At 41.5% G+C, this 12,844-nt stretch carries 9 protein-coding genes; 3 read left to right on the forward strand and 6 right to left on the reverse strand.

Going from position 1 to position 12,844, the window contains the following annotated elements:
- The 3 genes from cyoA to A1QC_RS02540 all read right to left on the reverse strand — a co-directional run bounded on the left by cyoA (position 1) and on the right by A1QC_RS02540 (position 3,815).
- On the reverse strand, positions 1 to 933 hold the full coding sequence (gene cyoA, locus A1QC_RS02530; RefSeq protein ID WP_050990310.1) for a ubiquinol oxidase subunit II: 933 nt from the start codon (positions 931 to 933) through the stop codon (positions 1 to 3).
- Positions 934 to 1,767: 834 nt separating this feature from the next.
- Positions 1,768 to 2,619: an S-formylglutathione hydrolase gene (fghA, locus tag A1QC_RS02535; RefSeq protein ID WP_026025730.1), complete on the reverse strand. Its 852-nt coding sequence runs from the start codon at positions 2,617 to 2,619 to the stop codon at positions 1,768 to 1,770.
- Between the two features lie 71 nt (positions 2,620 to 2,690).
- Positions 2,691 to 3,815, reverse strand: coding sequence for an S-(hydroxymethyl)glutathione dehydrogenase/class III alcohol dehydrogenase (locus tag A1QC_RS02540; RefSeq protein WP_017024441.1), 1,125 nt, complete (start codon positions 3,813 to 3,815; stop codon positions 2,691 to 2,693).
- Positions 3,816 to 3,991: 176 nt separating this feature from the next.
- On the opposite strand from A1QC_RS02540, the gene A1QC_RS02545 reads away from it, so the two are divergent.
- A complete protein-coding gene (locus tag A1QC_RS02545) occupies positions 3,992 to 4,846 on the forward strand; it encodes a LysR substrate-binding domain-containing protein (RefSeq protein WP_017024442.1) in 855 nt (284 codons plus the stop codon).
- On the opposite strand, the gene A1QC_RS02550 is transcribed toward A1QC_RS02545, so the two are convergent.
- The 3 genes from A1QC_RS02550 to guaB all read right to left on the reverse strand — a co-directional run bounded on the left by A1QC_RS02550 (position 4,843) and on the right by guaB (position 9,152).
- Entirely contained in the window at positions 4,843 to 5,676 is an 834-nt protein-coding gene (locus A1QC_RS02550; RefSeq protein WP_017024443.1) for an ion transporter, read from the reverse strand. The genes A1QC_RS02545 and A1QC_RS02550 overlap by 4 nt on opposite strands.
- Positions 5,677 to 5,903: 227 nt before the next feature.
- Positions 5,904 to 7,481 (reverse strand): glutamine-hydrolyzing GMP synthase, encoded by a 1,578-nt coding sequence (gene guaA / locus A1QC_RS02555; protein ID WP_017024444.1) that lies wholly within the window; start codon positions 7,479 to 7,481, stop codon positions 5,904 to 5,906.
- Between the two features lie 207 nt (positions 7,482 to 7,688).
- Complete coding sequence (gene guaB / locus A1QC_RS02560; protein ID WP_017024445.1) at positions 7,689 to 9,152, reverse strand: IMP dehydrogenase; 1,464 nt, start codon at positions 9,150 to 9,152, stop codon at positions 7,689 to 7,691.
- A 442-nt stretch (positions 9,153 to 9,594) separates the two neighbouring features.
- Here guaB and xseA point away from each other — a divergent pair, with 442 nt between their 5' ends.
- Both xseA and A1QC_RS02570 read left to right on the forward strand, forming a co-directional pair.
- Positions 9,595 to 10,848, forward strand: a complete 1,254-nt coding sequence (xseA, locus tag A1QC_RS02565; RefSeq protein ID WP_431305833.1) for an exodeoxyribonuclease VII large subunit — start codon at positions 9,595 to 9,597, stop codon at positions 10,846 to 10,848.
- A gap of 63 nt (positions 10,849 to 10,911) precedes the next feature.
- Complete coding sequence (locus tag A1QC_RS02570; protein WP_017024447.1) at positions 10,912 to 12,711, forward strand: sensor domain-containing phosphodiesterase; 1,800 nt, start codon at positions 10,912 to 10,914, stop codon at positions 12,709 to 12,711.
- The last annotated feature ends 133 nt before the right edge of the window (positions 12,712 to 12,844 follow it).

Below are 12,844 nucleotides of genomic sequence, written 5' to 3' on the forward strand. Positions count from 1 at the left end.
CTAATTTCCTACCCTTTCATGTTTTGCCATGTCCATATGATGTCCTTCACTCATGCCTTCATCACTTGAGTTTAATGATCCTTTATATTGCTTCACGACATCAGAAAACAAATGCTCTGGAACGCTTGAATAATAAGTAACAGGAACATTTTCGCTTGGCTTAGCAAGCTGGCGATAGCCATCAAAATCCGTCATCACTAACGCATCGTGTTTGTCTTTCACACTTTGCACCCATTGATTAAACTCATCACGAGTTTCGGTAACATGCGCAGTAAACTTCATTCCAGAGAAACCACCACCGCTGTAACTGGCAGAAATTCCTTTGTAGTCATTAGCTTCATTAGCCATTAAATGCACACTGGTCATCATGCCTGGCATCGCATAAATTTGGCTGCCCAAACGAGGAATGAAAAAGGAATTCATGATGTTGTCTGATGTGACTTTGAATTTAACAGGGACATCTTTAGGAAAAGCCACATAGTTCACGCTAGCAATATGTTGTTCTGGATAGATGAATAACCATTTCCAATCCAAAGAAACCACTTCAATTGTCATTGGTTTAACGTCACTCACCAAAGGTTTAGATTGCTCTAATTCATGAGTAGTACGCCAAGTGATTAAGCCTAAAATAACGATAATAATGATCGGAACCGTCCACACCACAATTTCAATTTTGGTGGAGTGAGCCCATTCGGGGTCGTACTTTTCATCGGTATTGGTTGAACGATATTTATAAGAAAAATAAACCGTCATCAAAATCACTGGGATCACGACGATTAACATCAATAATAGCGCAGTAATAATCAGTTCTTTTTCTTGAATGCCAACGATCCCTTTCGGATCAAGCAAAGCAGATTCACATCCTGACAAAAGCAGAATCGCGCCGAGCAATCCTCCTCGTGACAAGATATTTTTATATCTTGAGGCTTCCATTCTTATTTCTCGATGTTTAAGGGTTGTTGTCACACTGTGGGTGCGAACGAGACAACCGAAATGGTAAACAACGCAGCTTTATTGAACGTTAACTACTTATACCCGCAAGTTAGCTAACGTTTACTGCTTTTTATATTCACACTCAAAATATCAGTACGTAAAACTTAACGAACAAGATGAATTTCAAGCACAAAACCAGCACACTAAAACCACACTTGTTACAAGTGAATACATTTAGTTACACTTTTGGCATTATGCTTACATTAAATCAATAACTCACCACTCAAAAATAAGATCTTATTTACCAAAAATGAAATCACAAGAGGAAAAGGAAAAACTATACGCACTTAACAGACTGCACTATAACCAATGACCACCCCAAAAAATAGCAGCATTTTAAGTTCATTTTCGCAACATTTAGAGACATAAATTCAAATTTAAATAATAATTCCTTTTCTTTAAACATAAAAAAAGAGCCTAAAAGCTCCTTTATAAAAACATAAGTTATCGTTATAAATCCTATCAATAATATGTGAACAAGATCGAATTATTAATTAACCTCTAATTTGGATAACCAGAGCCACACAACAGCGATATTTTCGAGCCTAACCAAGTTAAAATCAACGTAATAGACCCGATAGAAATAAATTCAAATGGTTATGATGATGTTCAGGCTCTCTTATCTAAAGCTGAGGCTAATTAGATTGAGAGAATATTCCTTTTGTATTTTTTCTGCGGATTATGCTTATCTGTAATCACATCAAAATGCGAATACCACATAATAATAACAAGGGCAGCTTAATCGCTGCCCTTTTTCTGTTTATTGGTTACGCTTTACTTAAATAAATGGCGCGCATGAAACTGCAAATGCTCATCAATAAAGCTCGCAATAAAGAAGTAGCTATGGTCATAACCAGAATGGGTATTTAGCTCAATTGGGTAGTTAACTTGGTTGGCCGCATTGAGTAATAAATGCGGCTTTAGTTGCTCTTCCAAAAAGTTATCTGCCAAGCCTTGATCGACTTTGATCGGTGGTAAATTTGAGGTATCACCTTTAATTTTTTTCATCAGCTCAACGGCATCGTATTTCACCCACAAGGCTTGATCGTCCCCTAAGTAATGAGTGAGAGCCTTATGTCCCCACGGGCAATTTAATGGGCTAACAATTGGGCTAAAGGCTGAAATAGAGGTAAACCGTGGTGCATTACGCAAGCCAATAGTTAACGCTCCATGTCCTCCCATAGAGTGTCCTGAAATCGCACGTTTGTTATTCACAGGGAAGTTGGCTTCAATTAATGCTGGCAGTTCATAGGCAACGTAATCATACATTTGGTAATGTTTCGCCCAAGGTTCTTGAGTGGCATTAAGATAAAAACCGGCCCCTTTACCAAGATCGTACGCTTCATCATCGACCACGTCATCACCACGCGGACTGGTATCTGGCATGACAATTGCCATTCCCAATTCCGCCGCCATACGCTGCGCGCCCGCTTTTTGCACAAAATTTTCATCCGAGCAAGTTAAGCCCGATAACCAATACAACACAGGTACTTTATGCTCATTGGTCGCTTGTGGTGGCAAATACACCGAAAATCGCATCAAGCAGTTCAGCACTTTCGAATCATGCTCAAACTGCTGCTGCAATCCACCAAAAGACTTATTTGAATTTAACCGTTCCATTAATATCCGTTCCTCGTTTATCGAAGGCTCGTTACCCGTTCTGTTTCAACATACGAGTAACGAAAACCGATATTTGTTTAGTAATGAATGACGCTGCGAATACTCTTACCCTCATGCATCAATTCAAACGCTTTATTGATGTCTTCAAGGCACATGGTATGGGTTATAAAGTCATTCAACTTAAACTCACCATTCATGTAACGCTCTACGTAATCCGGTAATTGAGAACGACCTTTTACGCCACCAAATGCTGATCCTTTCCATACGCGGCCAGTCACTAATTGGAATGGACGCGTTGAGATTTCTTGGCCAGCCCCAGCCACGCCTATGATGATCGATTCACCCCATCCTTTATGACAACACTCAAGCGCCGAACGCATAAGATGAACATTGCCGACACATTCAAATGAGTAATCCACGCCACCGTCGGTCATTTCAACAATCACTTCTTGAATTGGCTTATCAAAGTCTTTTGGATTGATTACATCGGTTGCGCCTAATTGCTTAGCCAAATCAAACTTGGATTCATTAATATCAATAGCAATAATACGGCCAGCTTTCGCCATTGCAGAACCAATCACCGCAGACAAACCAATGCCGCCTAAACCAAAAATGGCAACCGTATCACCCGGTTGAACATTGGCGGTATTGGCAACCGCGCCCATACCAGTGGTCACACCGCAACCGAGTAAACAGACTTCTTCAAGCGGTGCCTTTGGATTGACTTTCGCCAAAGAAATTTCAGGAAGAACTGTGTATTCAGAAAACGTAGAACAGCCCATGTAATGGAAAATTGGCTCGCCATTAATGGAAAAACGTGTGGTGCCATCTGGCATTAACCCTTTACCTTGAGTTTCACGTACCGCTGAACACAAGTTAGTTTTACCCGATGTACAGAATTTACACACGCCACATTCTGCGGTGTAAAGTGGGATCACATGATCCCCGACTTGCACGGATGTCACGCCTTCACCAATCGATTCCACAATACCGCCACCTTCATGACCAAGAATCGCGGGGAATACACCTTCCGGATCATCACCAGAAAGGGTAAACGCATCGGTATGACAAACACCGGTCGCCACAATTCTCACGCGAACTTCACCTTTTTGAGGTGGCATCACATCCACAGTTTCCATTTTAAGTGGCTCGCCCGCTTTCCACGCAACCGCTGCGCGTGATTTAATTACTTGTGCAGTCATGATATTCCCTTTAATTCAAAAACTAATGACGGTGAAGAACTTGAGTCGTTCTTCTAATTTGAGATGAGTATAGTCCAATCTTGGCTAATGATAATCCCGTAATTAGGTAAAACACTTTTACATATTAGTAATAATCATCATAATAAATGAAGCATTAATACAAATAGGTGATAACCATGAACTGGCAAGGTGTGAGCGAATTTGTTGCAGTGGCCGAAACAGGCAGCTTTACTCTCGCAGCAAAACAACTGGCGATTTCTACGGCTCAAGTGAGTCGTCAGGTCAATCAATTAGAAACTCGCTTAGGAACACAATTGTTGTATCGCACCACCCGCCAAGTGAACCTCACCGACATTGGCAAAGAATACTTCCAGCACTGTCGTGTGATCTTAGATGATCTTGCTGAAGCGGAACGCGCCGTCACCAATTTGCACCATACCCCGCAAGGGCAACTGAAAATATCAGTACCCATTGCTTACGGTGAAAGCCATGTTGCACCACTCATTAATGATTTCTGTTTGCTCTATCCCGAGCTCTCTATTGAATTATGGCTAACCAATCAAACTGTTGATTTAACCGAAGAAAAAGTCGATCTCGCGATTCGATTGGGTGTATTGGAAAATTCCAGCATGATGGCGAAAAAGCTAAGACAACGAACGCAATACTTATGTGCTGCGCCCAGTTATATCCGCAAGCATGGTACACCAAGTAACTTAATTGAACTCAAACAACATAATTGTTTATTAGGAACCTTAGATTACTGGCGCTTTCATTCCCGTAAGTTAACGGTAACTGGCAGTTTGAAATGCAATAATGGCTATGGTTTGTTAGATGCGGCATTGAAAGGAATTGGGATAGTGCAACTGCCTGATTACTACGTGGAGAGTTATCTGCAATCAGGGCAGCTAGTATCATTACTTGAGCAACACCAACCCAAAGATGACGGCGTATGGGCGATATACCCACACAACCGCCACGTTTCCACTAAAGTGCGCTTACTGCTCGACTATTTAGATCAACATTTAGCTTAGTGACGATTTTTATTCATCTCACTTAATGTGCTTTGTAGTTGGTCAATCTTTTGATGTAAAGCTTGGATCTCTTGCGAGGTTGCCATGGTGTCTGCATCTGGGTTTTGTTCTTCACGCAACAGTTTATGTTCTTCTGACATCACTTCTAAAATCGTACCTACCATCATATTTAAGAAGATAAACGCGGTTAAGAAGATGAAGGTTAAGTAGTAAATCCAACTTAATGAATACACTTCCATGGTTTCATACATCACGTCCGTCCAATCTTCAAACGTCGCGACACGGAACAAGGTCAGCATCGAGATCGACACATCACTCCACAATGTTGGGTTAATATCCCCAAACAACATGCTGCCTATCGCGGCGTAAATATAGAAGATCACGAACATCAACAAACCAATGTAACCCATTTGAGGAATGGCTTTGATTAATGCATTCACCAGCACCCGTAATTCCGGCACCATGGAAACCAAACGCAATACGCGGAAGATTCGCAATAAACGCGCGACGAAAATCGTTGAGCCAGCCGCAGGGTATAAGCTGCCTAATACAATCACTAAATCGAATATATTCCAGCCTTTCTTGAAGAAGGCTCGGATCCCATCGCTGGCTAAATAACGGATCACCAATTCCACCAAGAAAAAGATAGTGATCGCCATATCCATTATATTCAAGGCCGATTCCATTGAAGGTCTCAACTCATAAGTATGAGCGCCAACCGTTAAGGCTGAAATCAGAATGACTGCAATTACAAACAGTTGAAATGTTTTGCTTTGATCGATACGTCTAAATGCGTTCTGCAAATGCTGAAATGTTGTAACCTGATCCAATCCTGTCTTCCTTTAATGAAAATTTGGTTTACTTTAATTGATAGAATTCTAGCAATCATAATATTGTATTTATCGATAGTGGAAAGTGGTTTGAAGTAACAGGGTATTACACTCTTTAACACTTTCTCGATACAGCCAATAAAAAACCGCCCGATCAAACAATGATCAGGCGGTCTGTTTTGCCTACTTAACTAAACTAGATAGTTAAGGTCGAACAATTTTAGTGATTATTCCCACTCAATCGTGGCAGGTGGCTTACCAGAAATATCATAAACCACACGAGAAATACCATCGATTTCATTGATGATACGGTTTGATACTTTACCAAGGAAATCATAAGGTAAGTGTGCCCAATGCGCGGTCATAAAGTCGATGGTTTCTACCGCACGCAGTGAAACTACCCAATCGTATTTACGGCCATCGCCCATTACGCCAACTGAACGTACTGGTAGGAATACCGTGAATGCTTGAGAGACTTTGTTGTAAAGATCGGCCGCGTGAAGCTCTTCAATAAAGATAGCATCCGCGCGACGCAATAAATCACAGTATTCTTTCTTCACTTCACCCAGCACACGAACGCCTAAACCAGGCCCTGGGAATGGGTGGCGGTAAAGCATGTTGTACGGCAGACCAAGCTCAAGGCCAATCTTACGCACTTCATCTTTAAACAGCTCGCGCAATGGTTCTACTAAGCCCATTTCCATATCGTCTGGCAAGCCGCCAACGTTATGGTGAGATTTAATCACATGTGCTTTGCCTGTTTTCGAGGCAGCAGATTCAATCACATCAGGGTAAATCGTACCTTGTGCTAACCATTTCGCATTCTGCAATTTCTTTGATTCTTCATCAAAAATTTCAACGAATACATGCCCGATGATCTTACGTTTTGCTTCTGGTTCTGCTTCGCCGCCAAGTGCATCTAAGAAACGGTTTTCCGCATCAACATGAATGATATTAAGGCCGAAGTGATCGCCAAACATATCCATCACTTGTTCAGCTTCATTTAAACGCAATAAACCGTTATCAACGAACACACAAGTTAGTTTAGGACCAATCGCACGGTGGATAAGCATAGCAACAACTGAAGAATCCACACCGCCAGATAGGCCAAGAATAACTTCATCATCGCCGACTTGTTCTTTAATGCGAGCAATAGCATCTTCGATAATAGAAGATGGTGTCCAGAGCTTGCTACAACCACAAATATCCAGTACGAAGTTCTCAAGCATACGCAAACCTTGGCGCGTGTGAGTTACTTCTGGGTGGAATTGTACGCCGTAGAAACGTTTTTCATCATTGGCCATTGCAGCGTATGGACAAGTATCCGTTTGAGCAACTTTGGTGAAATCACTTGGGATCTCAACCACTTTGTCACCATGGCTCATCCATACATCAAGCAGAGGCTTGCCGTCTTCAGAGATGGCATCTTCAATGTTTTTGAACAATGCACAATCAGCAACGGATTTTACTTGAGCGTAGCCAAATTCACGTTCATTAGAACCGGCAACTTTACCGCCCAATTGCTCAGACATGGTTTGCATGCCGTAACAGATACCAAATACCGGAACGCCAGCGTTAAACACATATTCAGGCGCACGAGGTGAACCCGCTTCGGTAACACTTTCAGGGCCACCAGATAAAATAATACCGTTAGGATTGAATTCACGGATATCCGCTTCATCAACATCCCAGCTCCACAATTCACAATAAACACCGATTTCACGGATACGGCGAGCAATCAATTGAGTGTACTGTGAACCAAAATCTAAAATTAAAATGCGCTGCGCATGAATGTTAGTCGTCATTAGTTTTCTCTAATAATCTTATCAAGGTTGATAGTGGTGCGAGTTTTGAAAAGCATATCTTTGCTTCACTCCAACAACTCACACCTTTAAATTTTTTACATCACATTTCAAAGCAGAAGATTCGAGTTCTAGAAAAAGATACGCTGTTGACAGCAGTCATGGCGCTTCTTTAATCATGAGATCGAACGTTCTGCGCAGAAACCCAAATTAACCTAGACGGTAATTCGGAGCCTCTTTTGTGATTTGCACGTCATGCACATGCGACTCTTGCATGCCCGCACCAGAGATGCGAACGAACTCGGCCTTAGTACGCATATCTTCAATCGTAGCACTACCGGTTAAGCCCATGCTTGAACGTAAGCCACCCATTTGTTGGTGGATGATCTCTTTGAGGCGACCTTTATAAGCAGTGCGGCCTTCAATGCCTTCAGGAACCAGTTTGTCAGCCGCGTTATCTGATTGGAAATAACGATCCGATGAACCTTGAGACATTGCGCCTAATGAGCCCATTCCACGGTAAGACTTGTATGAACGACCTTGGTAAAGAATGATTTCACCCGGTGCTTCTTCAGTACCAGCGAACATTGACCCTACCATTACGCAAGATGCGCCAGCGGCAATCGCTTTACAAATATCGCCAGAGAAGCGGATACCGCCATCAGCAATAACAGGAATACCAAACTCAGCAGCAGCACTTGCGGCTTCTGAAATAGCGGTAATTTGTGGAACACCAACACCGGTTACGATACGAGTAGTACAGATTGAACCTGGGCCGATACCAACTTTTACCGCATCGACACCCGCATCAATTAATGCACGAGCACCAGCAGCAGTTGCTACGTTGCCACCAATGATTTGTAGATCTGGGAATAATGCGCGAGTTTCTTTAATGCGATCCAATACGCCTTGAGAATGGCCATGAGATGAGTCGATAAGTAGAACATCCACACCGGCTTCAACTAACGCTTTAACGCGCTCTTCGTTACCCGCGCCAGCACCAACGGCTGCGCCAACACGTAGGCGACCTTGCTCATCTTTACAAGCATTCGGTTTACGTTCTGCTTTTTGGAAATCTTTAGCGGTGATCATGCCTGAAAGTTGGAAAGCATCATTAACCACTAATACTTTCTCAATACGGCGTTCTTGCATTAATTTTTGAACGTCTTTTAGTTGTGCACCTTCTTTTACCGTCGCTAAACGATCTTTTGGTGTCATCACTTGTTCAACAGTTTTGCTTAGGTCAGTAACAAAGCGAACATCACGGCCGGTAATAATACCCACCAGTTCATTATTTTCTGTTACCACGGGGAAGCCTGCAAAACCATTTTTTTCTGCCAATACTTTCATTTCAGAAATGGTCGCATTTGGGCGAATAGTCACAGGGTTGCTTACTACACCGGCTTCATAGATTTTCACCAAACGTACTTCTTCGGCTTGCTGTTCAATCGACATATTCTTATGAATAAAACCGATTCCGCCTTCTTGAGCGAGAGCAATGGCCAGACGAGCTTCTGTTACCGTATCCATAGCGGCAGAGATCATAGGTACATTAAGAGTGATCTTTTTCGTCAACTGAGTGCGAAGATCAGCTGTATTTGGAAGAACAGTGGAGTGTGCAGGGACAAGTAAAACGTCATCAAACGTTAAAGCTTCTTTAGCGATTCGTAACATTGCAATATCTCACATAAGAGTGTTAGAAGGATAAATCCCACTGTTGGTATTGGCTTAAATAAACACAAAACCTTAAGCGATAAAGCCATTTCGTCGTTTCGCATAACAAAATGAATTTGGGATTTGATATTGCAGCGGGATTATACGCCTCGCGCAATCGTTTGACTAGCCGTTTTTATGAGTTTTTTATGTGAAAGTTTGATGAATTGAGACTAAATGAATTCAATGCTTGTTTATTTGCATAATTATTACTGCAAACAACCGGATTTGCATGAGTGTCAGCCTATAGATTCGCATTTATAGACTGATTACAGCTATACTAAAAGCATCTTTTATCGTTAAATTTACGAGATTAACCGTGCCAATGCCTTCTAATAGTAATCCCAACATATTTACCGTTTCACGATTAAATGCAGAAGTCAGAATGCTGCTAGAAAATGAAATGGGGATCGTATGGCTCGTTGGTGAACTGTCTAATTTCTCCGCGCCCGTTTCAGGGCATTGGTACTTCTCGTTAAAAGATTCACGCGCTCAGGTGAAGTGCGCCATGTTCAAAGGAAATAACCGACGCGTTACATTTAAACCCACCAATGGTAATCAAGTGTTGGTTAAGGCTCGATTATCATTATATGAACCGCGTGGTGATTACCAACTGATTATCGAAAGTATGCAGCCTGAAGGGGATGGTCGCCTGCAACAAATGTTCGATGAGTTAAAAATGAAATTAGCTGGTGAAGGCTTGTTTGCCCAAAGTTTAAAGCAAGCTTTACCACAAAACCCCAAATGCATTGGCGTCATTACCTCCAAAACGGGCGCGGCATTGTATGACATTTTAGATGTATTAAAACGTCGCGATCCAAGTTTACCGGTAATTGTCTACCCAACCGTAGTGCAAGGGGAAGAAGCCCCCTTTAAAATAGCGCAAGCGATTGGACGAGCAAACAGCCGTAATGAATGCGACATTTTGATTGTTGGCCGTGGGGGTGGTTCGCTAGAAGATTTGTGGTGTTTTAACCATGAAATAGTGGCAAGAACCATAGCATCAAGTCAAATACCGATTGTAAGCGCCGTTGGTCATGAGATAGATGTCACGATTGCTGATTTTGTGGCTGATGTCAGAGCCCCTACTCCCTCTGCCGCCGCGGAAATAGTGAGCAGAGATAACAGCCATAAAGATCAAGCGATCACAACAAAACAACAAAGGCTGCAAAGCGCATGGAAGCACTATTTAAGCGAGCAAAAAGTTCAACTTAACCGCCTCACCCATCAACTTGAAAGACAGCACCCTCGTTATCAATTAGAGAAGCAAAGCCAACGTTTGGATGATTTGTTCGCACGCCTACAACGTGCCATGCGTAAAAAAACAGACATCCTACACAACCAAATGGATCGTACCCAGCAACGCCTCAGCTTTTATTCACCGATTAATACATTAAGTCGCCATCAGTACAGCTTACAACAAAAGCAAGATCGACTTATTCAGGCAATTGAAAATCGATTAACCCAAAATAAGCATCAGCTGGCTTTACGAGCAGAGAAATTAGACACCGTTAGCCCTCTTTCAACATTAAAAAGAGGTTATTCAATCACTAAAGATGATAGTGGGACATTGATCACCCAATCTAAACAATTACATTCTGGTCAAAAAATTAACACCACGTTTTCTGATGGTATCGTATACTCTATAGTCAAGTGATCCTTTTTTAAGACAATGTTTGTGTTAAAAAAAGTTGGATTCTATTTACTCGATTGATGGCCTATGACCAATAAATTTTTTTCATCATCAGCAAATGCGACCGATTCATCCAATACTTTGCCACCACTTTGGCAAGATATAGTGGATCTAGTAGCAGAAATTGCTCAAGTACCTGCCGCTCTTATCATGCGTGGTGATTCTAAATGCATGGAAGTTTTGGTCAGTAGCCGTGGTGACGACAATCCATACCATGTTGGTGATAAAGAACCGATTTCAGATGATCTGTATTGTCACCATGTCGCTACTACAGGTTTACCTCTCCATGTCAGAAACGCGCTGCAACAAGACGAATGGAAGAATAACCCAGATATAAAAATCGGCATGGTAGCTTACTACGGCATTCCTATTCATTCTCCAAATGGAGAGTGTTATGGCACATTTTGTATTCTTGATCGTAAAGAGCGTTACTTTGATAGTAAAATCACTCAACTTATGTCTTTATTGGGCCGTTCGATTGAAACGTCTCTTACTCTTCAAGATGAGAACCAAAAACTAAGTCAAGAGATCCAACAAAGGGATCATTATCATTCATTAACAAACTTGCCGACACAATCTCAAGCTCAACATGCTTATGAAAATAAAGATTACCGACATTTAACCATTTTATTTATTCGTAATATTCAAGCTTATGATATTCGAGATAACTTAGGTTTACTGGATGCACAACGACTCACCAAAGTGTTTTATCAACAAGTTAAAGCTATCTTGCCAAGCAATGCTGATATTTATTACATCAGTAACTCTGAAATGATCTTGGTGCAAGAGACGCAAAAAGGCGATGATCTTCAGGGCGAAGCAGAACAATTAGCTTCCCAATTACACGCATTATTTTCACACCCTATCGCATTAAATAAAAAAAGCATCACAGTGCCTATCAGCATAGGCTGTGCGTTTTCTTACGATAAAGAGTTTTCATTTTCAGAACTGCTTGATATGGCGACGGTGGCTTGTACCCAAGGCACATCAACTGGCAAAACATTCCATATTTTCAATCCAGAGCAACAAGAAAAAAGAAAACACTATTACGAAGTTACCCAACAATTTTCTTCTGCCTTTGCAAACTCAGAGTTTTACTTAAATTATCAGCCTATTATTTCAGCACTCACTGACGAAGTCGTCGGATGTGAAGCTTTAGTGCGTTGGAAAAATGCGAAATTCGGGATGATATACCCAGATGAATTCATTCCATTAGCAGAACAATGTGGCGCTATGAACCCATTGGGCGATTGGATCATAGATGAAGCGTTACGCTGCTTACATGGTTGGCAAAAAGAACAACAACCTAATCCGGATTTTTATGTCAGCATCAATATTTCAAGCACTCAACTGTGCCAAGATGATTTCGCTGATAAAGTTATCGGCAAGTTAAAAGCCCAAAATATTAATCCTTCGTCAATATTGCTCGAATTTACAGAAACGGCATTGTTGAGTAATGAAGCCCAAGTAATGAGCCATTGTCAAAAATTAGCAAAAGCAGGTGTGAAAATTGCGCTCGATGATTTCGGAACCGGATTTTCATCCCTCAGCCACTTGCACGATTTCCCGATTGATGTTGTTAAAATTGATAAAAGCTTCATCTTCAATCTTAATAAGTCTCAAAAATCGAGCCAATTGGTCAAAGGTATTCTGTCACTCGGTAAATTGCTTGATCTTCAAATCGTCGCAGAAGGCGTTGAAAGCCAAGATGTTTGCAGCCATCTTCAATTCCTAAAATGTGACTTTATGCAAGGCTACTATTGGAATCGTCCAATGGGGCAAACTGAATTTGAGAAAAAGTACATCATTACTGCCAAGAAAAAATAGTACTTAGCCACTTCAATATTTACACTCAGCGATCTATACCAACATAAGGTCGCTGCGGTGTACCACCTTCTTATCACATTTTAGATCTTTCTCCGATCCTATGCTTTCTTCCTCTTGATCAGCGATCTACCCC

It is taken from the genome of Vibrio rumoiensis 1S-45, assembly GCF_000286955.2.
GTDB lineage: Bacteria > Pseudomonadota > Gammaproteobacteria > Enterobacterales > Vibrionaceae > Vibrio > Vibrio rumoiensis_A.

Bases quoted from the DNA above. Each gene is read 5' to 3' on its own strand.
- xseA (WP_431305833.1), top strand. From the start codon at position 9,595: ATGGGGATCGTATGGCTCGTTGGTGAACTGTCTAATTTCTCCGCGCCC.
- A1QC_RS02545 (WP_017024442.1), top strand. From the start codon at position 3,992: ATGAACTGGCAAGGTGTGAGCGAATTTGTTGCAGTGGCCGAAACAGGC.
- guaA (WP_017024444.1), bottom strand. From the start codon at position 7,481: ATGACGACTAACATTCATGCGCAGCGCATTTTAATTTTAGATTTTGGT.
- guaB (WP_017024445.1), bottom strand. From the start codon at position 9,152: ATGTTACGAATCGCTAAAGAAGCTTTAACGTTTGATGACGTTTTACTT.
- A1QC_RS02570 (WP_017024447.1), top strand. From the start codon at position 10,912: ATGACCAATAAATTTTTTTCATCATCAGCAAATGCGACCGATTCATCC.
- A1QC_RS02540 (WP_017024441.1), bottom strand. From the start codon at position 3,815: ATGACTGCACAAGTAATTAAATCACGCGCAGCGGTTGCGTGGAAAGCG.
- cyoA (WP_050990310.1), bottom strand. From the start codon at position 933: ATGGAAGCCTCAAGATATAAAAATATCTTGTCACGAGGAGGATTGCTC.